Source organism: Paenibacillus pasadenensis (genome assembly GCF_023715725.1).
Lineage (GTDB): Bacteria > Bacillota > Bacilli > Paenibacillales > Paenibacillaceae > Paenibacillus_O > Paenibacillus_O pasadenensis_A.
In genome coordinates this window covers 56,637-78,578 of the sequence record NZ_JAMBOT010000013.1, presented here as the reverse complement: position 1 = coordinate 78,578, position 21,942 = coordinate 56,637, and the positions used below count along the sequence as shown (strand labels likewise).

General features: G+C 53.2%; 14 protein-coding genes. 12 read left to right on the top strand and 2 right to left on the bottom strand.

The annotated features are described in order from the left end of the window. Nucleotides 1-1,206 (bottom strand): MFS transporter, encoded by a 1,206-nt coding sequence (locus tag M3223_RS20860; RefSeq protein ID WP_251565212.1) that lies wholly within the window; start codon nt 1,204-1,206, stop codon nt 1-3. A 155-nt stretch (nt 1,207-1,361) separates the two neighbouring features. Here M3223_RS20860 and M3223_RS20855 point away from each other — a divergent pair, with 155 nt between their 5' ends. Beyond that, nucleotides 1,362-1,688 (top strand): winged helix-turn-helix transcriptional regulator, encoded by a 327-nt coding sequence (locus tag M3223_RS20855; protein WP_251565210.1) that lies wholly within the window; start codon nt 1,362-1,364, stop codon nt 1,686-1,688. Between the two features lie 52 nt (nt 1,689-1,740). Here M3223_RS20855 and M3223_RS24365 read toward each other — a convergent pair whose 3' ends face one another. Further along, nucleotides 1,741-5,088 (bottom strand): SBBP repeat-containing protein, encoded by a 3,348-nt coding sequence (locus M3223_RS24365; protein ID WP_285891391.1) that lies wholly within the window; start codon nt 5,086-5,088, stop codon nt 1,741-1,743. A 287-nt stretch (nt 5,089-5,375) separates the two neighbouring features. On the opposite strand from M3223_RS24365, the gene M3223_RS20840 reads away from it, so the two are divergent. The 11 genes from M3223_RS20840 (at nt 5,376) to iolD (ending at nt 21,832) form a co-directional block, all read left to right on the top strand. Continuing rightward, on the top strand, nt 5,376-6,596 hold the full coding sequence (locus tag M3223_RS20840) for an amidohydrolase (protein ID WP_251565208.1): 1,221 nt from the start codon (nt 5,376-5,378) through the stop codon (nt 6,594-6,596). 387 nt (nt 6,597-6,983) lie between these two features. Beyond that, nucleotides 6,984-8,258, top strand: a complete 1,275-nt coding sequence (locus M3223_RS20835; protein WP_251565206.1) for an ABC transporter substrate-binding protein — start codon at nt 6,984-6,986, stop codon at nt 8,256-8,258. A 93-nt stretch (nt 8,259-8,351) separates the two neighbouring features. Further along, nucleotides 8,352-9,236, top strand: coding sequence for a carbohydrate ABC transporter permease (locus tag M3223_RS20830; RefSeq protein ID WP_251565204.1), 885 nt, complete (start codon nt 8,352-8,354; stop codon nt 9,234-9,236). A gap of 19 nt (nt 9,237-9,255) precedes the next feature. Beyond that, nucleotides 9,256-10,071, top strand: a complete 816-nt coding sequence (locus M3223_RS20825; protein WP_251565203.1) for a carbohydrate ABC transporter permease — start codon at nt 9,256-9,258, stop codon at nt 10,069-10,071. A 46-nt stretch (nt 10,072-10,117) separates the two neighbouring features. Then, nucleotides 10,118-11,143, top strand: coding sequence for a LacI family DNA-binding transcriptional regulator (locus tag M3223_RS20820; RefSeq protein WP_251565201.1), 1,026 nt, complete (start codon nt 10,118-10,120; stop codon nt 11,141-11,143). A gap of 36 nt (nt 11,144-11,179) precedes the next feature. Continuing rightward, nucleotides 11,180-12,121, top strand: a complete 942-nt coding sequence (locus tag M3223_RS20815) for a carbohydrate kinase family protein (RefSeq protein WP_251565199.1) — start codon at nt 11,180-11,182, stop codon at nt 12,119-12,121. Nucleotides 12,122-12,984: 863 nt separating this feature from the next. Next, nucleotides 12,985-14,292: a glycoside hydrolase family 125 protein gene (locus M3223_RS20810; RefSeq protein ID WP_251565197.1), complete on the top strand. Its 1,308-nt coding sequence runs from the start codon at nt 12,985-12,987 to the stop codon at nt 14,290-14,292. Nucleotides 14,293-14,360: 68 nt separating this feature from the next. Continuing rightward, a complete protein-coding gene (locus M3223_RS20805; RefSeq protein WP_251565195.1) occupies nt 14,361-15,302 on the top strand; it encodes an aldo/keto reductase in 942 nt (313 codons plus the stop codon). Next, the gene (locus M3223_RS20800; RefSeq protein ID WP_251565193.1) at nt 15,299-16,057 is read left to right on the top strand and encodes a sugar phosphate isomerase/epimerase family protein; all 759 of its coding nucleotides are present in this window, start codon (nt 15,299-15,301) and stop codon (nt 16,055-16,057) included. The genes M3223_RS20805 and M3223_RS20800 overlap by 4 nt, the downstream gene beginning before the upstream one ends. Before the next feature lie 41 nt (nt 16,058-16,098). Continuing rightward, nucleotides 16,099-19,236, top strand: a complete 3,138-nt coding sequence (locus tag M3223_RS20795) for an alpha-mannosidase (RefSeq protein WP_251565191.1) — start codon at nt 16,099-16,101, stop codon at nt 19,234-19,236. A gap of 730 nt (nt 19,237-19,966) precedes the next feature. Next, nucleotides 19,967-21,832 (top strand): 3D-(3,5/4)-trihydroxycyclohexane-1,2-dione acylhydrolase (decyclizing), encoded by a 1,866-nt coding sequence (iolD, locus tag M3223_RS20790; protein ID WP_251565189.1) that lies wholly within the window; start codon nt 19,967-19,969, stop codon nt 21,830-21,832. Nucleotides 21,833-21,942 lie beyond the last annotated feature (110 nt).

Sequence of the window (21,942 nt, the reverse complement as noted above, 5' to 3'; positions counted from 1 at the left end):
TTATTTACTCCGTTTAGCGGAGATTCCGGCTAGCACAACCGCCAGGATAACCATAATTCCGCCGATCCAAGGCGTATGCACAAGTCCGATGGAGTCAATGACGGCCCCGCCGACAAGCGAGCCGACAGCAATGCCGACATTAAAGGCGGCAATGTTCAGAGCGGAAGCAACGTCAACTGCGGAAGGAACATATTTTTCGGCTAGCTGAACAATATACAATTGCAGGCCAGGCACGTTCATGAAGGCGAAGACGCCCATCAGCAGAATGCCGATGATGCCGGCTACTTTAAACGGAATCAGGAATGTGAGCAAAATCAGAACCGCAGCTTGCACAACGAACATCCAGAACAGAGCGCGGATCGGATTCCCGTTGGCCAGCTTGCCGCCGACAGAGTTACCAAAGGCCACGGCAACGCCGTATGCAATGAGCAGAACGTTGACAAAACCAGAGCTAAGGCCCGTCACATCTTCCAGCAGCGGAGTGAGGTAAGTGAATGCGACAAACGTTCCGCCGTAACCAAGAGCGGTAATCAGAAAACCGAGAACAAGAGGACCGTTGGAAAGAATGCGGATCATGTCCGAGAACTTTGCCGGCGGAGACTGTTTAAGGTTTTTTGGAATCAAAATGAACAGAGCCATAATCGAAATGACGCCAAGCAGGGCTACGCCCCAGAAGGTTGCTCTCCAGCCGAAGGCTTGGCCGATAAAGGTACCGAGCGGTACGCCAGTTACTGTAGCAATCGTCAAACCGGTAAACATCATCGCAATGGCGCTGCCCTTTTTCTCAGGCGCGACCAGCTGAACGGCAATTGTTGCACCGATGGAGAAGAAGACGCCGTGTGAAAAGGCGGTTATAAAACGCGCCACGATTAACAGCTCAAATGTAGGAGCTATAGCTGCAATGATATTGCCGATGATGAAAACGACCATGAGCGACATTAGCAGCGTTTTGCGGCTTATGCGGTTGGTCAACGCGGTCAGAATCGGAGCGCCGACCGCTACGCCGATGGCATAACCGGAAATGAGCAGACCGGCTAATGTAATGCCGATATTCAGGTCGTCTGCAACCGATGCAAGCAACCCGACAGGCACAAATTCCGTTGTACCGATACCGAAAGCGCTGATTGCAAGAGCAATTAATGACCATATTCCTTTCTTTGGATTTTCTTTTGTTTTAGTGGCGGATAATGCGGCTGACTGACTCATAATAATCCTCCCTATATAAATGATTATTGATTTGTAATTAACTTTACTTTTTGCTTACGAGTGTTATTATAAAACCATTCATACGAATTTGATAAGTACGTACTTTCAAGTAACGTAGGTACTAAAAAGTAACTATGAACGGAGGAGGGGCTTTAATGGGGTATGCGATTCCCGTCGGGGCTACGCTTGATGTGATCGGAGGCAAGTGGAAGGTCGTTCTTATGTGTCATTTAATTGATGGAGAAAAACGGACTGGCGAGCTGAAAAAGCTTGTGCCCGGAATTACGCAAAAAATGCTTACCCAGCAGCTTCGCGAGCTGGAGCAGGACAATGTGGTTAGAAGGGAAATAATTGAGCAGATTCCGCCAAAGGTCATTTATTCGCTTACTGATTATGGCTGGTCGCTTCGGCCCGTCCTGGACGCTATGCGCGTTTGGGGAGAGCAGCATATAGATCTTTCTGCCTCTGAAAAGGCTCAATAACAATAAAGAGCCCTCGCCGTCCATTTGGATGACGAGGGCTTTGGCAATGCAATTAAAGCTGCCGGTAGAGCGATGAGAGCAGGAGCAGCAGTTTTTTGGCATTCCGCGAGGAGATGCGGCCGCTACACAGCAATGCTTGAACGCGCTTTTTCATCAATCTAATCGTCGTTTTAGCGCTGCTGCATTTGCCGAATTTAATTTGCGCAACCAATTTGTCAGATTCATAGGTCAGAAACTGGAGAGAGGCTGTCGGCATTGGCGTAATTCGAATCGAATTACGAAGCTCGATTGCACGCCGGAGCCCGCAAGGATTGGAGACCGGTCTTAAAGGCTCGCGGCAAGGAATTGGTCTTTTTGGATGGCATGTTTTTCTGGGGGCGGTGTGGTTGAAGCTATTGTTGATGTTGATAATGTTGTAATTAATGACTTGACCGTCTCCTTGAGGCCCCGTCGCGCCTGTAGCCCCAGGGGCTCCGGTTGCGCCTGTCGCTCCGGTGGGCCCCGGCACTCCCTGCGATGGGGGACCGGTTGGTCCGGCCGGTCCGGTCGCTCCTGTTACACCCAGCCCAGCAGGACCGGTTGCGCCAGTCGCACCGGGATCACCTGACGGTCCCGTCGGCCCGGTTGGTCCTGATCCGGAAGCGCCTGTTGGCCCTGTCGGTCCGGTAACGCCTGCTCCTGCTGTCCCGGTTGCACCTGTTGCGCCTGTCGGTCCTGCAATACCGGTGCCGCCTGTTGGTCCGGTAACCCCAGTGACGCCAGTAGACGGTCCCGTTGGTCCGGTAACGCCGGTTGCGCCGGTGCTGCCCGTTGCGCCTGTCGGGCTAGTGATTCCGGTTGGGCCTGTTGGCCCGGTATTTCCCGTAACACCTGCCGCTCCAGTAGACCCGGTAACACCGCTGCTTCCCGTTGCTCCTGTTGCACCGGTAGCTCCAGCGATACCCGTCGCACCAGTATCCCCCGTGAGCCCAGTACTGCCTGTTGCTCCTGAAACGCCTGTCGTACCTGTAACGCCAGACGCGCCGGTTGTTCCAGTCACGCCGGTAGCGCCAGTAACTCCGGTTGCGCCGGTTGCTCCGGTCCCGCCAGTAGCACCTGTAAAGCCCGTCGACCCTGTCACCCCGGTAAAACCAGTCGCTCCCGTTGGCCCCGTAAAGCCGGTGTCGCCCGTAGATCCGGTAACGCCAGTAGCACCTGTAAAGCCCGTCGCTCCTGTAACGCCAGTAGCTCCAGTAATCCCCGTTAAACCTGTCGCTCCCGTAATACCTGTACTACCCGTTGCTCCTGTTGCCCCCGTGCTGCCCGTTGCTCCTGTTGCCCCCGTGCTGCCCGTAGCGCCAGTTGGTCCTGTAGTTCCAGTAGGCACAACAGCAGTATCGAGAATTTTGGATACAAAAGCATCGCCATTTCCGCTATAAGTCGGTTGAAAGGCATTCAAGACGGGAAAGTTTGAGGATGAAGTCTGGCCCGTTATATAGGCGCTGCCTGCCGAATCGGAGGCAATGCCGAAGGCCCGATCAAAATTCGATCCTCCCAGATAGGTGGAGTAAATAAATGTTCCAAAAGAGGTCATTTTGGTGACGAAAACATCGCCCGAACCGGAATAGCCTTGAATAGAGTCTACTACGGGGAAATCCGCTGACTGCGTAACGCCCGTGATATAGGCGTTTCCTACTGTATCCGTCGCTATGCCAAAGCCTTCATCGCTTCCGGAGCCGCCCAGATAAGTTGAATAGATGAAAGACGTTCCGGATGGATTGAGTTTAGTTACAAACACATCATCCGACCCGGCCAGAGCAGATTGAACGGGATTAAACGTAGGAAAGTCCGCGGAGTCCGTTGAGCCCGTAATGTAAGCATTCGTAAAAGAATCTACGGCAATGCTCTCGCCAATTTCACCGCCGCTGCCTCCAATATAGGTACAGTAAACAAGAGCGGAACCGGCAACGTTGAACTTGGCCACATAAGCATCCAGGTTTCCGCCGCCGTAAACAGGCTGAACCGCGTTTGCGGAAGTGGGCAATCCGCCACTGGTCGATCCCATAAGATATGCTTGTTGGAAGCCGTCTACGGCAACGTCGGTGCCATAACTGAGGGTGCCAAACGGACCGCTAAAATAGGTGGAGAATACGAGCGTATTGCCGGCAGGACTAAACTTGGTCAAAAATGCCGCTTGACTGATATAGGTGGATTGAAAGGCGTTTAGTATGGGAAAGTCAGAGGAAGTGGTAACTCCGGCTACATATGCGTTTCCCAGCGAATCCACGGCAATGCCGAAGCCTTCGTCAACAAACTCTCCACCCAGATAAGTGGAATAAAGCGGCAGATTGCCGGCAGGATTTAGCTTAAACACAAATGCATTACCGTTGGGCGGCGCGACGTTTTGAAAAGCGTTAATCGTGGGGAAGTTGCCGGAGCCCGTGGTCCCCGTCACATAAACATTACCCGCTGCATCGACTGCGATGGCATTACCCGAGTCGTTTCCGGTGCCGCCTAGATAGGTGGAATAAATCAACGTATTTCCCGCGGGGCTCAGCTTTGTTATAAACACATCTCCATTACCGGCATTGCTTGGCTGAAGAGCTGCCTGGGTCGGGAAGTCCATGGAAAATGTTTGACCGGTCACATAGGCATTCCCGCTTGAGTCGACGGCAATCGCATTTCCATCGTCTAATGAAGAGCCGCCTAAGTAAGTGGAGTAAGCCAGTACGGGGTCGATAACGAGAGGGAGAGCCGCATTATATTCTTCGGTTAATTTGAAGCCGACTTGATTTCCTTCCAGGAGCACGTACTGTCCGTTCAACTGCTGTTTTCCATCTGGCAAACTCTGATAAATAAAAGGCATTTGCAATGTTATCGGATGGCCGTTAGCGGTGACGACAAGATTCCCGCCCTCTTCAATCTCAATGGAATCGGCGCCTTCGAAATTCAGCGCAATGTTTGCCGGATTTCCTCCGGGAGCAACGATAAAGTCAAACTCCAGCAAGTTTTCGTTTCCATAAAAAACCATATCTATTCCCGGATAGATACCGGTGTATTTCACTTTTTCAAAAGTGGGAATGTCGGTATGCCACTCTGAAAAATCGTCGCCGAGGATATAGTTCTTCGTGCCGGGCAGCAGCTCGAGGCCGTTTATGGCGGGTTCGGAATCTGAGCCTGAGAAAAACATCCGCAGCCCCCAGCTCTCGCACCGTTTCTTTTTGTCACCGGCCTCAGCCTCAATCGGCTTGGCAAACATCATTGCAACATGAGACGGCGTGAAAAAAAAGGTTGCCCCCCGGGCTTTCATCAGATAAGCGACTTGGGAATCCGACTGGCCCGCATTTAACTCGAAATGAATCGGAATTTTTCCATATGACTGGGCTAGACGTTTATGTTCCAGTCCTAACGCTCTAGACATAGCCCCACCTCCTGCAAATATTCTTTGGGTATGATTTGATATATTCCTTGGGACAGTATCCAGTAAGGGCAAATATCCAGAGCCGCTTAATTTAGGTGTTTGTACGTAGGGATTTACGTTAGAAAAAGCGGATCGGCGATTGCAATCATAGAGCCCGTCTTATATCCTAATCCCGCAGCGTCGTCGAACTGGCATTTGTATCGGTTCGGCTTGTTAGGCACGCCGTCTATGAGCAGAGGCGGCAAATCTTTGCTCACGCATCGGCAAATTGTTGAGGAGGATATTCATTGAACGGAGCATACTGGTTAACGAATGTGAAGCTGGAAACCGGATATGAGGTTGAGGAAAACAACGTGACGGGCACTTTGACCGAGTTGTTTCATATCCGCATCGGAGACGGGAAAATTCAAGAAATTGAGGCGGGCAGCGCCGTAATTGCAGACGAGCTTCCGCAGTATGACGCCAAAGGTTTGCTGCTGCTGCCCTCCTTTAAAGACGCGCATATTCATTTGGACAAAACGTTTTATGGCGGCCCGTGGAAGGCCGTTCGCCCGGCCCGGACGATATTTGACCGGCTGCAGCAAGAACGGGAGCTGCTTCCAGAGCTGATTTCGGTGTCCCGGGAACGGGCCGAGAAGCTGCTTGAACTGCTGCTGTCGCATGGCTCAACCCATGTCAGATCCCACGTTAATATCGATCCGGTGAGCGGGCTTCGTTTGCTGGAAGCGACCAAAGCCGCCCTCTCCAGCTATGAGGGCAAAGTAACAGCGGAGCTGGTGGCGTTCCCCCAGCACGGGCTGTTATTGTCCGATTCTGCTGCTAGCGTGAAGGAAGCCGTTTTAAACGGAGCGGATTTTGTCGGTTCGGTTGATCCTGCCACAATTGACGGGGATATCGAGCGCTCGTTGCAAAAGCTGTTTGATATCGCGGTCGAAACGGGAGCCGGCGTTGACCTGCATGTTCATGATTCAGGGGAAGCAGGATTAAACACGCTTAAACGGGTCGCGGATTTAACGGATGGAGCCGGCTGGCAGGGGAGAGTTACCGTCAGCCATGCGTTTGCGTTTGCCGCCAATCCGCAAGAAGAGATCCAGGCGCTTTCACAGCGTTTCGGCAAGCTAGGCATCAGCGTCGCTTCCGCTCTGCCGATCGGAAAGCTGCACATGCCGATTCCGATGCTAACCGCCGACGGCGTGCGGGTTGAGCTCGGCACGGACAGCGTTACGGATCACTGGTCTCCATTCGGCAACGGCGACAATTTGGAAAAGGTCGGCAGGCTGGCGGAGCTGTATGGCCGCAGCAATGAGCTTGGCTTGTCTCAGTCGCTTCAATACATTACACGCGGTATTACGCCGCTTGATGCTCAGGGAAACCAGGTGTGGCCTGCAGCCGGGGATGAAGCCAGCATCGTTCTTGTGAAAGCCAGCTGTTCGGCGGAGGCTGTAGCAAGAAGAGCGGAACGGGTGGCGGTTATTCATAAGGGTACGCTTGCCTGGGGAACGATCTGAATTATGCTGGAGGCCGCGAGCCGAGCTCGCGGCTTTACCAAAAAAACATGTGAAGGGTTGTCAAATGAAGTGACAAGGTTTATACTGACCACAATGACATTCCTGAAAGCGATATCATGAACAAATTGCAATCTGGTATCGATTCCAGTATGTTGTAATGATGGTAAGCAGATGATAAGTGTTCTTTTTTTCAGTTGTTCTGGTATCGATTCCAGAAAGTTGTCGCATACGGATCTTGTTGTCAAATCATACTAACGGAACATCCCAAGGGTGGTGGTGAAGTTTTTAGGCAAGTCGCATAAAAGACATTGGAAGTTTGCTCCGAGATTGGCCGAGAACCTTATGTGGTACTTATTTCTAATCTTTAAGAAACCGGGGGAAAACAACATGAAGCGTAAACGTCTATCCGTCGCCCTGCTGGCACTTAGTCTTGTTCTGGTCGTATCTGCTTGCGGCAAATCCACATCAAACAACTCAGCTGGTAATGAAAGCGCTGACGGAAAAATAAAACTCAAATTCTGGTATTGGAACGGTGCGGTCTCGGATTCCACGATTGAAGCCGCCAAAGAGAAATTCCCGAACATTGATCTTCAAGCCGAGAAGCTCCCATCTGGCGGAGACTTCCTGACGAAGCTGAAAACGACCATTACCGGCGGCGGAAGCGGTCCGGACATCGTTACGATGGACGGCTGGATTTCCACCATGCTGAGCTATAAGGAAAAGTTCGTTAACCTGTATGATCAAGGCGCGCGTGATATCCAGCCTCAATATCTGGATTGGAAATGGAAGCTCGGCACTTCCGCCGATGACAAGTATATGATCGGATTGCCAATTGACGTTGCTCCGGTTGTCATGTACTACCGCAGCGACTTGTTTGAACAAGCCGGTGTGCCTAGCAAGCCCGAAGAGCTGAAGGAGCAAGTGAAAACCTGGGATGATTATTTCAACATCCTGAAGCAAATCAAAGACAAAACCGGCGCCACGACAACTTCGATTGTCGACGTATTCAGCAGCATTGTGGGACAAAGCCCTCAAACCTATTTTGATACTGAGGGGAACTACATCGGAGATCAGGCTCACGTCAAAGCCGCTTGGGACCAAGCAGTAAAAGCTTACCAAATGGGCATCACGTTCCCGTTCTCCAGCGATTCCGAGCGTAATGCGGCCATCAACAACGGCGAAATTGCAACCTTCCCTGGCGCATCTTGGGCTGTAGGCGATCTCGCTTCGGCCGCGCCGGACACCAAAGGCAAATGGAACATTGCTTATCCGCCGGGCGGCGTAGGCAACCAAGGCGGCTCGTTCATCGGCATTCTGAAGTCTACGAAGCATCCTCAAGAAGCTTACGAAGTGATCAAGTTCCTGACAAGCCCGGACAACCTGGTCAAAGGCTACAAGGAATTCGGCAACTATCCGTCCACGCCGGAGGTTTACTCCAAGCCTGAGATGGAAAACAAAAATGAGTTTTTCGCGAATCAGGATCTGAGCGTTGTATTCGGAGAAGCGGCTAAAGACGTTAAGGTCGCTCATACCGATCCGCGCGACGATATGGTTATTACGACGCTCACCAAATCGCTTGGCTCGGTCGACGCTCAGAAAAAAGATTCCGAGAAAGCATGGGCGGAAGCTCAAGAGCAGATTAAACGCCAACTGTCCCGTTAATTCAAGTCAACGACAGCTAGAATAACACTTAATTCAGGATGGGGCGGGAAGCGAGCAATCGCCTCGCCCCAACCGATTTAACGGAGGAATAATATGGGGAACATGCTTAAGGAAATATACAAGAACAGAGCGTTGTATCTGTTTATTTCTCCATTTTTTATTTTGTTTCTGACCTTTTCGGTATTTCCCATCTTTTTCTCGATGTATTTATCTGTGCAAAAGTGGGACGGGCTAGGAGAAATGACGTTTGTCGGATTCAAAAACTTTTCGTACATGTTCAGCGATCCGAATTTTTGGCAGGCTCTAGTTAATAACGTTGCCATTTGGCTGCTGGCCAACGGTCCTATGCTCATGGTTGCGCTTGTTCTTGCCTTTGTAATCAACCTGTCCATCGTTAAATTTAAAAGCTTTTTCCGAATCGCTTTTTTCCTGCCGAATATTACGGCTATGGTCGCTGTCGTTATCATCTTTCAATCGATGTTCGGCAACGAATACGGCCTGATTAATTATTTTCTTGTGCAGCTTGGCCTCGATAAAGTCGCTTGGCTGAACTCCAGCACCGGAGTTCGCGTTGTTATCGCGGCGATGATTTCGTGGAGATACTTAGGTTATAACGCGATCATTTTTCTGTCCGGACTGCAGCGGATTCCTAAAGATCTCTACGAAGCCGCTGAGCTTGACGGAGCGACAACGGCGCAAACCTTTTTCAAAATTACGCTTCCGATGCTTCGTCCTATTATCCTGTTCACGGTTATGATGTCGACGATCGGCGGGTTTCAAATCTTTACGGAGCCGCAAGTGCTGGCGGGCAATCAATCGCCTTATCCGGGTTCCGAGACCATTGTGCTTTACATGTTCCGCGAAGGCTTCGTTTACCAGAACTACGGATATGCGGCTGCCGTCTCATGGGTACTGTTTTTCATCATCGGATTAATCTCCATTCTTAACTGGAAAGTGTTCAACAAATCGGAGGATTAATCAAAAGGAGCCTGGAAAGATGACAGCTAAGAAGATATTCGTGCATACTTTTTTGGTGATCGGTGTTATATTTTCAATATTCCCGTTTTATTGGCTCGTCGTTATGTCGACCAACGATACAAGCGCGATTTTTGCTTCTCCTCCGAGACTTACCTTTGGCGGGGAATTCATAACAAACTATAAAAAAGTTATGGATAATATTGATTTTTATCGCGCTCTTCTTAATACTTTATTTATCGTTGTTGTCAGTACAACGCTGCAGCTGTTTTTCAACTCGCTGACTGGCTTTACGTTTTCAAAGTTTAAGTTCCCCGGGTCCAAGGTGCTATTTTACCTCATGATGGCGACGATGATGATTCCCGCCCAAATGCTCCTTGTGCCTCAATTTCTTATCATTAAAGAACTGGGATGGCTGGGAAGTTATAAAGCGCTCATTATTCCTGGCATATCTACCGCATTCGGAATTTTCTGGATAAGACAATATGCGCTTGCCATTCACAATGATTTGCTTGAAGCGGCAACGATTGACGGCTGCAACAAATTTGGTCTTTACTGGCGTGTCGCTCTGCCGATTTTACGGCCGGCGCTCGCATTTCTGGCGATTACAACGTTCATGGGCGTGTGGGAGGATTATCTGTGGCCGCTCATCGTACTGACGGATGCGGAGAAATTTACTCTGATGCTCACGTTGCAACAGCTCAAATCCGTTCATACCGGCGATTATTCCATGGTTATGACAGGGACCTTACTCTCAACGATTCCGCTGATTGTGATGTTTCTCGTCTTCAGCCGCCAATTTATTGCGGGAATTATGGAAGGAGCGGTTAAGAGCTAATATAATTAACATCATAAGGTTCAGTTGAAAAGGCAGGGTGACGATGATGGCGCCGAAGATTAAGGATGTCGCCAAGCACGCGGGGGTGTCCGTGACAACGGTCTCAAGGGTGCTCAACGGCGAGAAATACGTCAAAGACGATTTAAGGGCCCGGGTTCAACGCGCGATTGACGAGCTGGGTTATTCGCCTAGCCATATTGCAAGAAGTCTCGTGCGGCAAAAAACGAATCTGATCGGCGTAATCGTGCCCGACGTGACGTCGAGCTTCTATTCGACGATTTTGAGCACAATTGAGAAAACCGCGAGTTTGAACGACTATAATCTGCTAGTGTGCAACATCATCGAGGATATCGATAAAGAGTTGAAGTATTTACAGGTTTTCCAGCAAATGCGCGTGGACGGAATTATCATCATGCACGAAAAAATCAACGATGACATTCGCGAATTTATCGGCAAGCTGGATATTCCAATTATTTTCTCCAGCGTTAAGCCTGTGGAACAAAGGTTTGTCTCTGTTATTATCGATGATTACGCGGCGGCTTACGACGCTACGCGTCATCTGATTGACCTCGGCCACACCCGAATCGGCTTTCTTGGCGGGGATATGCGGGACATCACCTCCGGTCAGAACCGTTACATCGGCTACAGCCATGCGCTTGCTGATCGCGGCATTAAGACGGAGGAGACTTTCATTCAATTCGGCGATTACAAAACGCAGAGCGGATATGATTTGATGAAAGTGATGCTGGATCAGGAAACGATTCCTACAGCCATTTTTGCGGTCAGCGACGATATGGCGGTTGGCGCGATGAACTGTATTCATGACCATGGCTTTAAAGTTCCGCAGGATATTTCAGTCATTGGATTTGACGGAAGCCAATTGACGGAGCAGGTGCGTCCGCGCTTGTCCTCCATGGAACAGCCGATTTTGGAAATGGGCAAGGTGACGGTAGACAAGCTTCTCGATTTAATTACCGGCAGCGAAAATTCTCCCAAGAAGGACGTTATTTTACAGCATAGGCTGGTCGTTCGGGACAGCTGCAGAACCTACCCGGATGATATAAAAGCTTGAATTTACAATATATATAACTGGGAGAGGGAGAAGAAGTTGAGAATTTTTGACGCAGTAGTGATTGGCGATGTTAATATTGATCTTGTGGTGGAAGGATGCAGCGAGGTTCCTCATCCCGGCCAGGAACTTTTTGTTGACCGCATGACGATGCATGTTGGCGGAGGAGCCGCTCTGTTTGCGGTTTCTCTTGCTAAGCTCGGCATTCGCGTAGCCTTTAACGGCGTTCTCGGCGACGACGGTTACGGCCGTTATATACGGGAACGTTTCGCCGAATATGGTATCGATTCCAGAATGATTCGTACTAGCAATGCTAGCAATACTGGCATTTCAATAGCATTTAACCCGGATACGGATCGTTCCTTTATCTCTTATGCAGGTTCCAATGCGGAGCTGCGCATGGAAGAGGTGAACCTGGAGCAGGTGGCTCAAGGGCGTCATGTTCATATAACCGGCTACAGGGGCAGAAGAAACCACGATGCGTACATGTCGGTTGTAAAAAGATTGAAGGCGCTGGGCGTAACAATCTCCTGCGACGTAGGCTGGGACGACTCCGGGGAGTGGGACAAAAGCGTTTTTGAACTGATGCGCTACATCGATGTTTTTCTGATGAACGAGACGGAGGCTCTGCACTACACGGGCTGCAGCCGGGTTGATGAAGCCATTCGGTATATGGGCCAATACGGCTCGCATGTCGTCGTAAAGCTGGGTAAAGACGGCGCTGTCGCGCTTCGCAGCGGAGTGCTGACACGCATGGCTGGTTACCCGGTTGAAGCGGTTGATACGACGGGAGCCGGAGATTCGTTCAATGCAGGTTACCTGTTTGGCTTCCTGTCCGGCAACGACGTGGAAATGTGCCTCATGTACGGCAACGCTTGCGGCGCTTTGTCGGTTAGCGCATTAGGCGGCAGCACCGGTACGCCGGATCAGGAAGGCTTAAAGGCCTTCCTTCGCGAGCGGCGGCAAACTCAAGAGGTTTGATGCCGCTCGCGGCGGCGAGCCCGCCAATGCGGGCAGCGGCGGGTGCACTGCGCCGCTGGGCGGGCCGGGTATGCGGGGATAAGGCCGTGAAACGGCCATATTGGCCGCATGTCGGCCTTGAAGGGCAGGAAATAAGGCCGAAAATGGCCTTTTCGGAGCCTGGCGGCCTTGAAGGGCGGAAATAAGGCCGAAAAAGGCCTTAATGCGTGCCCAACGGCCGGAAAAGGCGGAAATAAGGCCAAAAAAGGCCTTAATCGGCGCCCAGCGGCCGGAAAAGGCGAAAATAAGGCCAAAAAAGGCCTTAATCGGCGCCCAGCGGCCTGAAACGGCAGAAATAAGGCCAAAAATGGCCTTATTGCGTGCCTAATGGCCTGAAACGGCAGAAATAAGGCCGAAAAAGGCCTTAATCGGCGCCCAGCGGCCTGAAACGGCGAAAATAAGGCCCAAAATGGCCTTATTGCGTGCCCAACGGCCTGAAACGGCAGAAATAAGGCCGAAAAAGGCCTTAATCGGTGCCCAACGGCCTGAAACGGCAGGAAAAAAGCGCGAAACGCCCTTATTCGCCTCCCACCGGCCACGAAAGGCCTGCCCGGCAAAGCGCTTTAGCGCTGATTAGCCGGCTTGCCGTTGCAGTGGAGCTTTAAATTACCGTGATGGAAGAGCGGAGGCAAAGGTTGAGCCTGGAGAAGCGTCAGCGTTCGCCTTTGACGTCGGAATTTCACCTCTATGGGAGGTTGAATTCAAAAAATTCCGAGGTCAACAGCGATCGGAGGGCCAGCCTTTGGCGCAGCGGCACAATCACGAACGCATTTTCACCGAAATCTTACCAATAGTTGAACGGCTTTAACGGAGGGAATAAGGAGATGATCACCACGATGAAGCTTCCCCAATCGGTAGACCAGCTGCTTAAAGAGGCGGAAACGGAGCTGGCAGTCCATCCGAAGCTGCTGGATATGTTCCAAAAATGTTACCCGAACACGCTAGAGACAACGACCAAAGTGCTGGAGGATGGCTCCACCTTTGTCATTACCGGCGATATTCCAGCGATGTGGCTTCGGGACTCAACGGCGCAGGTGAGGCATTACTTGCCGCTCGCATCCGGCGACGAGGATTTGCAGCGTCTGCTGGAAGGGCTGATCCGCCGGCAAATCGCATTTATCCATATCGATCCTTACGCAAACGCCTTTAATGAGGAGCCGAACGACAGCCGGTACGATTGGGACGATACGGACCTGAACCCATGGATTTGGGAGCGCAAGTACGAGATTGACTCACTTTGTTATCCGATTCAGCTAGCCTATCTCTACTGGAAAGAAACCGGGAAGAACGAAGTGTTCGACGATTCCTTCCGTGAAGCCGTCCGCAAGATCATCTCCCTTTGGAAAACAGAGCAGCGTCACTTTGAGAAGTCCCCGTACCGGTTCGCCCGCACGGACTGCCCGCCAAGCGACACGCTGCGCAACGACCGCATGGGCATGCCGGTGAACTACACCGGTATGACCTGGTCGGCTTTCCGGCCAAGCGACGATGCCTGCACGTTCGGCTATCTGATTCCGTCCAACATGTTCGCTGTCGTCGTTCTGCGCTATATCGTGGAAATTGCAGAGAAAGTTTGGGAAGACGCCGAACTGGCAAGGCTTGCGGACGGGCTGCGCGAGGAAATCGACTTTGGCATTCAGAATTACGGAACGGTTATGCATCCGACATACGGCCGGATTTATGCGTATGAAACGGACGGCTACGGTAACTTTAATTTGATGGACGACGCCAACGTGCCAAGCCTGCTGTCCATTCCTTATTTGGGCTATGCCGACCACAACGATCCGGTTTACCAAAACACGCGCAGATTCGTGCTGAGCACTGACAATCCATATTTTAAGCAAGGACAATATGCAAAAGGCATCGGCAGCCCGCACACGCCGCCGGGTTACATTTGGCACATCAGCCTTTCGATGCAGGGACTCACTTCGCAGGACGACGCCGAAATCCGCGAGCTGCTCGATATGCTGCAGCGCACCGACGCAGGTACAGGCTATATGCATGAAGGCTTCGATCCTGATGCACCGGAGAATTACACCCGTCCTTGGTTTGCCTGGTCAAACAGCCTGTTTGCCGAACTGATTCATCGCTTGATGGGCAAAGGGTTTTTCGGTTCTGAATATTCGAAATGAAACTTAAGGCGCAATAAGGACGGCTCAGCCGTTTCAGCTTGATTAATACCATTTGGGAGGAATTGTAAATGCAATACACCCATATCCAAGGCGTCGACAAAAAGATTTCCCGTCTGTTCATGGGAACAGGGGATCTTCGCACAATGGAAGAGCCGCAGCGTTTAATGCTGGAAGCTTACATTGCAGCCGGCGGCAATGCTTTTGACACTGCACACCAATACCGCGGCCGCGAGCAGGTGCTCGGCCAATGGCTGGCGGAAGAGGGCCTTCGTGACAAAGTAGTCATCATGACCAAAGGCGCGCATCATGACGACGGAGAGCCGGGTCCGCGCGTAAGGCCGGATGCGATCCGCAAGGATTTGACGGAAAGCCTGGAGCGCCTCGGCACCGACTATGTCGATCTGTACGCGCTGCACCGCGACGATCCGACTGTTCCCGTAGGACCGATCATGGAGGAACTGAACGAGCATTTGCAGGCAAAACGCATTCATGCCATCGGCGCGTCCAACTGGTCTTGGCAGCGCATCAGCGAAGCAAACGACTATGCCGCAGCAAATGGCTTGACGGGTTTTGTGTTCAACAGCCCGAACCTGAGCCTGGCGAAGCCGAACGAGGCAAGATGGGCAGGTACGGTGTCGGCGGACGCGGAAATGTGCGACTGGCATGAACGGACAGGACTGCCGCTGCTGTCCTGGTCCGCTCAAGCGGGCGGATTTTTCTCCGGCCATTTCAGCCCGGACAATCACGCCGATGCCGAAATGGTGCGGGTGTACTACAGCGACAACAACTGGGAAAGATACCGCCGTGCTGTGAAGCTGGGCGAAGAGAAAGGCGTAACGGCGATTCAAATTGCGCTGTCCTATGTTCTCTATCAGCGGTTCCCGACCTGCGCAATTATCGGTCCCCGCAATTCGGATGAGTTCCAGTCGTCCATCGAGGCGATGAATCTGGAGCTTACGCCGGCAGAAGTAGAGTGGCTGGATCTCAAAAGAGAGGCGGTAAACCAATGATCAGATCAAAACTGGCTGCACAAATGCACACCCTGAGAAATGAAGCGAGACAGGATTTTGAGGGCGTGCTCCGCGACGTGAGCAAAATGGGCTGGACGGCTGTGCAAATCGACGGTCTTCACGGCAATCCGGCAAAGGATATTGCCGCTATTTTGAAGGAAACGGGCCTAAAGGTTGCGGGCATGCACGTTGGCCTGGAGCGGATGAAAAACGATCTGCCTGCTGTGCTGGAAGAGGCCGATCTGTTTGATACGCGCGATTTTATTTGCCACTCCCTGCCGGACGGTCTGCAAACGCCGGAAGGTTATGTAAGCGTGAAGAAGGATCTTCTGGCAGTTGCCGCTAAAGTTAAAGGAACGAAATACCGCGCTGGTTATCATAACCATGATTTTGAATTCCATACACGGATTGGCGACCAGTTCGCGCTTGAATATTTGCTGGACGATCCCGCAATTTATGCGGAAATCGATACGTACTGGGTGCTGAAGGGCGGTCAAGACCCGCTTGGCTTCATCAGCAACTATGCTAACCGCATGCCGATTCTGCATCTGAAAGACATGACCTCCGACGGACGCGAGTATTTTGCCGAGATTGGCACGGGGCTGATCAATTTTGCTCCAATTCTGCAATGGGGGCTGGATCATGGGGTCGAGTGGTTTGCCGTTGAACAGGACTATTGCCCGGGCAGCCCGCTGGACAGCCTCGCTTTAAGTCTGGACAATCTGTTGAAGCTGGAAAAACAACTGAAAGCATAGAAGCATAGAAGTCATATTCCGGGAAAAAAGGTGAGGCTAACATGTTGTTTACGGAAAAAAAGCTGGAGGCGAGACTTCGCCAACTAAGCGAAACCCGCTATCGAGACGCCATTCAACTGGAAAGCTTCGCCGCCACCGAGGACGCGGCCGGAGCGACGGGAGCGCGCCCGCCAGAGGGCGCTTCCGAGTTCGAGCTGAAAACAGGCGATACGTGGAAAGGACGCGACCGTTATATTTGGCTATCCCGAACCGTTGAAGTTCCGGCGGAATGGTCGGGCCGGGCGGTTTTGGGCCGGTTTGATTTTGGCGAAACGGGCGGCGGCAACAACGAGGGATTTGAATCGCTGCTCTATTGGAACGGCGTGCCTTTCCAGGGCGTCGATTCCAACCATCAGGAGGTATTCCTTCCTGAGGAATCCGCCGGCAAGGCGGGACGGCTGGATTTCCGGCTTTGGTCGGGACTCGACGGCGGCGGCAAACCGCGCGATATGAAACATACGGTGAACCGGGCCGAGCTGTGCTGGCTGGACGAGCGGATCGACGATTTCTTTTATACGGGCCGCGCCGTGCTGGATACGGTCAAGGTGCTTGGTGAAGATCACCCCGACCGCGCTGGTCTATTGAAAGCGCTTGACCGGGCCTTCCTTCAGGTCGATTGGTCCGAGCCGGAATCGGAAGGCTTCCGCGAGTCGGTATACGCGGCGCGCGAGCTGCTGCTGTCGGAGCTGAGCGGTTTTGAAAAGCGTCATCCCGTTACCGTTACTGCGGTTGGCCATACGCATATCGACGTAGCTTGGCTGTGGCGCCTGAAGCATACGCGGGAGAAATGCGCCCGCTCGTTTTCGACCGTACTGCGCCTGATGGAGCGTTTCCCGGATTATGTTTTCCTGCAAACCCAGCCTCAGCTTTATGCCTATATCAAGCAGGACTACCCGGAAATTTACGAGCAGATTCGCGAGCGTGTACGCGAAGGCCGCTGGGAAATCGGCGGCGGCATGTGGCTGGAAGCCGACTGCAACCTGACGAGCGGAGAATCGCTGGTTCGCCAATTCCTGTTCGGCACCCGTTTTATGCGCGAGGAGTTTGGCGTGGAAAGCACGTATTTGTGGCTTCCGGACGTGTTCGGTTACAGCTGGGCGCTGCCGCAGATTTTGCAAAAATCGGGCTTTGATACGTTCATGACGACCAAGATCAGCTGGAACCAGTTCAACCGAATGCCGCATGACACGTTCCGCTGGCGGGGCATCGACGGCTCCGAGGTGCTGACGCATTTCATTACGACGCCGGATGACTGGGAAGAAGCGAACGCCTTTTTCTACACGTACAACGGCCTTGTGTCGGCAGATACGGTCAAGGGCGCTTGGGACGGCTATCAGGAAAAAGAAGTGAACCAGGAGCTGCTGCTCTCCTTCGGTTACGGAGACGGCGGAGGCGGCGTCAACCGCGACATGCTGGAGATGCGCCGCAGGCTGGACGATATGCCGGGCCTGCCGAATGTAAAACCGGGCCGTGCGGACGACTACTTCAAGCGGCTGCAGGATACGTTCAACAGCACGGATCGTTATGTGCATACTTGGGACGGCGAGCTTTATCTGGAGTATCACCGCGGCACGTACACGAGCCAGGCTTACAACAAGCGAATGAACCGCAAGCTGGAGCTGCTTTACCGCGAAACGGAATGGCTGAGCGCGCTTGTCGGCGCGGCAGGCGGAGACTGGAGCGGGTATCGCCAGCAGCAGCTTAACGAAGGCTGGACGATCATCCTGCGCAACCAGTTCCACGACATCATTCCAGGCTCCTCGATCAAGGAAGTGTACGAGGATAGCCGCGAGGAATACGCTGAGGCGGAAGCAATTGCGACGAACGCATGGGACGCGGCAGCAGCTGCGGCAACCGGCGGCGAAGCGGACGGTTCCGTTACTGTGTTCAACAGCTCCACCTGGGAGCGCAGCGACTTGCTTCGCGTTGATGGAGCCGGCATTCCGGAAAATAGCGTTTGGAGCGGCTCCGGCGGTCAACCGCTGGCGGCTCAGCGTTTGCAGGACGGAGACTGGCTCGTATCCGTGGAGGAGATTCCTTCGCTCGGCGTAAGCTCCGTGCAATACAGGGCTGGAAATGCGGCTGTTGAAGCTGCGTCGGTTCCTTTTGAACAAGAGGGCAGCACGCTGCGGACGCCGCATTACGAAATTCAATGGAACGAGTCCGGGCAGCTGACCCGCATCTATGATCTGGACCATGGCCGGAACGTGCTGGCTCCCGATGCGCGCGGCAACGTGCTGCAAGTATTTGAGGACAAGCCGATGCATTTCGACGCTTGGGACATCGATATTTTCTATCAGGAAAAGATGAAGGAAGTATCGGAGCTTGTATCCGTGGAGCTGGCCGAAGCGGGCCCATTGAGCGCTTCCGTGGCATTCAAATGGCGCTACGCCAAGTCCGTCATCACGCAGTATATGACTGTGTATGCGGATAGCAGACGCATCGACTTCCGTACGGAGATCGACTGGCAGGAGCATCAGCAGCTGCTGAAGGTTGCTTTCCCGGTGGACGTCCGTTCGACGGAAGCGACCTACGACATTCAGTTCGGCAACGTAAAACGTCCAACGCACTGGAACACGAGCTGGGACTGGGCGCGCTTCGAGTCCGTCGGCCATCAATGGGCCGATCTGTCCGAGCGCGGCTACGGCGTCAGCCTTCTGAACGATTGCAAATACGGCTATGACATCAAGGACAACGTGATTCGCCTGTCGCTGCTCAAGTCGGCGATCAGCCCGGACCCGGATGCGGATATCGGTGCGCATGAGTTCACCTACTCGCTCTTCCCGCATGAAGGCGACTGGTATGCTGCCGGCACGGTAAACGAGGCGTGGCAGCTCAACAATCCGCTCACGTCCCGCAAAGGAGCTCCGCTCAAGGACGGCTTCTCGCTGTTCCGCTTCTCCGCTCCGAACGTTATGGCAGATGCGGTTAAAAAGGCGGAGGACGGCGAGTCCATCGTGCTTCGTGTTCATGAATTCGCGGGATTGCGTTCCTCCGTCAAGCTCGGCAGCGATTTGAAGCTGGCTTCCGTTCAGGAATGCAATATGATGGAGAATCCGACCGGTGAGGTACTGGATGCCGCCAATGTTGAGTTCGAGCTCAAGCCGTATGAGGTTAAAACGTTCCTTATTCGCGTTTAACTTGGATCGGAGCGATGGCGGGGAACCTGTTGAGGTGTCGCTAGGTAGCGAAGCGGTCTGCAAGAGGGACGAAGCAGGTAACCGTCGTCAAAAGGCCGCGAACGATCTTCAAGAATGACGAAGCGGGTAACCGTCATTAAAAGTTCGCGGGCCGATCTGCAAGAAATTCGGGTTAGTTTAGCCTAGCATCCGCAGTGTCGTCAAACGATCTGAAGAAATTCGAAGCCCGCAAGCCCAGCAAGGTTTGCGGGCTTCTCTATACCGCTTGATCAGGTTTCTTAAGCCGTACGTCACGGAGAGCGTTGAGAGGCTTGTTCGCGAAGCGTACGTCTTCAGTAGTGCTATTCGCGAAGCGTACATCTTCAGCAGTGCTTGTTCGCGAAGCGCACCGCCCCCAGTAGTGCTAGCGCAACTGAGGCGCGTTATTTCGGTAATATGGCTTGTTTCCGAGCTTTAGCAACTGAGAAGCGCTATTTGCTAACTTTGTGGGTGATTTAGCGTTTATAGAGCCAAATAAGTTGCGTTACATTTTAAAATGGGCGGATTGAGGCTAAATAAGCTCGCTCAGTTGCGTTAGACTTCAAAAGTCGCCAAAACGCTCATGGCAGATAAGAAGCTCGGTGGCGGATTCGCTGTAAGCTGAAGCCTGAATTTGGCTTACTGGCCATTTTATCAGTCAACGATTCACTATAATCGCATCATCCAAACTTAATAGAGCCGAGGTTTTGTTATGACAACGATTCGATTAACGATGGCGCAGGCTTTGCTGAGATTTCTCGATCAGCAGTATATATCCGTGGACGGAGTGGAAACGAAGTTTGTCCGCGGCGTAATGGGCATTTTTGGCCACGGCAACGTGACCGGTCTCGGCGAGGCGCTGGAGCGCGAGTCAGGCGAGCTGGAATTCCTGCAGGGGAAAAACGAGCAGGGCATGGTCCATGCTGCAGCGGCATTCGCCAAGCAGAAAAACCGCAGGCAAATTTTTGCCTGCACAACTTCAATCGGTCCAGGCGCTTTGAATATGGTGACCGGAGCCGCAACCGCCACAGTGAACCGCATTCCGGTCCTGCTGCTGCCGGGCGACAACTTTGCTTCCCGCCAGCCGGACCCGGTGCTGCAGCAGCTTGAAGTGCAGAGCGACTACTCCATCTCCGCGAACGATCCGTTCAAGCCCGTCAGCAAGTTCTGGGACCGCATCGTCCGCCCGGAGCAGCTGATGACGTCGCTGCTGCAGGCGATGCGCGTGCTGACCGATCCGGCGGATACCGGCGCGGTCACGCTTGCGCTGCCGCAGGATGTGCAGGCGGAAGCATTTGATTACCCGGAGGCGTTTTTCGCCCGGCGGGTGCATGTGATCGACCGCCGTCCCGCTGCGCCAGCCGCGCTTGCAAGAGCGGCCGAGCTTCTGCTCGGACGGAAAAAACCGCTGCTGATCGCAGGCGGCGGCGTACATTATTCCGGCGCAACGGCCGAGCTAATTCAGTTTGCCGAGGCTTTTGGCATCCCGGTTGCGGAAACGCAGGCCGGAAAAAGCGCGATGCCGTGGAATCATCCGCTCAGCGTAGGCGGCGTTGGCACGACGGGCACGCTCGCAGCAAACCGTCTCGCTGCTGAAGCGGATCTGATTATCGGCGTCGGCACCCGTTACTCCGACTTTACGACCGCTTCCAAATCAGCCTTCCGCAACCCGGAAGCGGCGTTTCTGAACATTAACGTCAGTGCGTTTGATTCCGTCAAAATGCAGGGCGAATTCCTTACAGCTGACGCGCGCGAAGCGCTAACCGCACTGCGGGAAGCTCTGGAAGCGCACGGTTACCGCTCCGGTTATGCCGAGGGCGAGGTAAAGGCGCTTAAAGCGGAGTGGGACGCCGAGGTAGACCGCTTGTATGCGCTCGAGAGTCCGGATGGATTCACGCAGACGCGGGCGCTTGGCATCGTCAACGAGTTTGTCGGCCCGCGCGGCGTAATCGTAGCGGCGGCGGGAAGCCTGCCGGGCGATCTGCACCGCGTATGGCGGACGACGGAACCAAAGACGTACCACATGGAGTACGGCTTCTCCTGCATGGGCTATGAAGTGAGCGGCGCCTTTGGCGCGGCGCTGGCTGAGCCGGACCGCGAAGTATACGCGATGGTCGGCGACGGCAGCTACCTCATGCTGCATTCCGAGCTTGTCACCGCAGTTCAGGAGGGCGTGAAGCTGACCGTGGTGCTGTTTGACAACCACGGCTTCCAGTGCATTCACAACCTGCAGCGCGGCCATGGCAGTGACGGCTTCGGCAACGAATTCCGGTTCCGCGCCAAGGAGACGGGCCGGTTGAACGGCGGTTATATGCCGATTGATTTTGCCGCTCACGCCCGCAGCTTGGGCGCAGCCGCCTTCACTGCCCGCAATGCGGAAGAGCTGGAGCAGGCGCTCCGCCTAGCCAAAGCCGAGCCGGGACCGGCGCTGGTCGAAATCAAAGTGCTGCCCGGCACCAATACCGGCGGGTACGAGTCCTGGTGGAACGTAGGCGTACCGGAGGTATCGACGGACGGCAAAGTGCTCAAGGCTCATGCCGAGATGAAGCAGAAAATCCAAGAGGCTCGCCCTTATTAAGCGAAATTTCTTAAGCTCGTTAATCTCATATGCGATTAATCATTAATTCCATATACCCGTGAAAGAGCGAAGCCAAGACCGAGCCCGGAGAAGCGCCAGCGTTCGCCTTT

Bases quoted from the DNA above. Each gene is read 5' to 3' on its own strand.
- M3223_RS20860 (WP_251565212.1), bottom strand. From the start codon at position 1,206: ATGAGTCAGTCAGCCGCATTATCCGCCACTAAAACAAAAGAAAATCCA.
- M3223_RS20855 (WP_251565210.1), top strand. From the start codon at position 1,362: ATGGGGTATGCGATTCCCGTCGGGGCTACGCTTGATGTGATCGGAGGC.
- M3223_RS24365 (WP_285891391.1), bottom strand. From the start codon at position 5,088: ATGTCTAGAGCGTTAGGACTGGAACATAAACGTCTAGCCCAGTCATAT.
- M3223_RS20835 (WP_251565206.1), top strand. From the start codon at position 6,984: ATGAAGCGTAAACGTCTATCCGTCGCCCTGCTGGCACTTAGTCTTGTT.
- M3223_RS20830 (WP_251565204.1), top strand. From the start codon at position 8,352: ATGGGGAACATGCTTAAGGAAATATACAAGAACAGAGCGTTGTATCTG.
- M3223_RS20825 (WP_251565203.1), top strand. From the start codon at position 9,256: ATGACAGCTAAGAAGATATTCGTGCATACTTTTTTGGTGATCGGTGTT.
- M3223_RS20820 (WP_251565201.1), top strand. From the start codon at position 10,118: ATGGCGCCGAAGATTAAGGATGTCGCCAAGCACGCGGGGGTGTCCGTG.
- M3223_RS20810 (WP_251565197.1), top strand. From the start codon at position 12,985: ATGATCACCACGATGAAGCTTCCCCAATCGGTAGACCAGCTGCTTAAA.
- M3223_RS20805 (WP_251565195.1), top strand. From the start codon at position 14,361: ATGCAATACACCCATATCCAAGGCGTCGACAAAAAGATTTCCCGTCTG.
- M3223_RS20800 (WP_251565193.1), top strand. From the start codon at position 15,299: ATGATCAGATCAAAACTGGCTGCACAAATGCACACCCTGAGAAATGAA.
- M3223_RS20795 (WP_251565191.1), top strand. From the start codon at position 16,099: ATGTTGTTTACGGAAAAAAAGCTGGAGGCGAGACTTCGCCAACTAAGC.
- iolD (WP_251565189.1), top strand. From the start codon at position 19,967: ATGACAACGATTCGATTAACGATGGCGCAGGCTTTGCTGAGATTTCTC.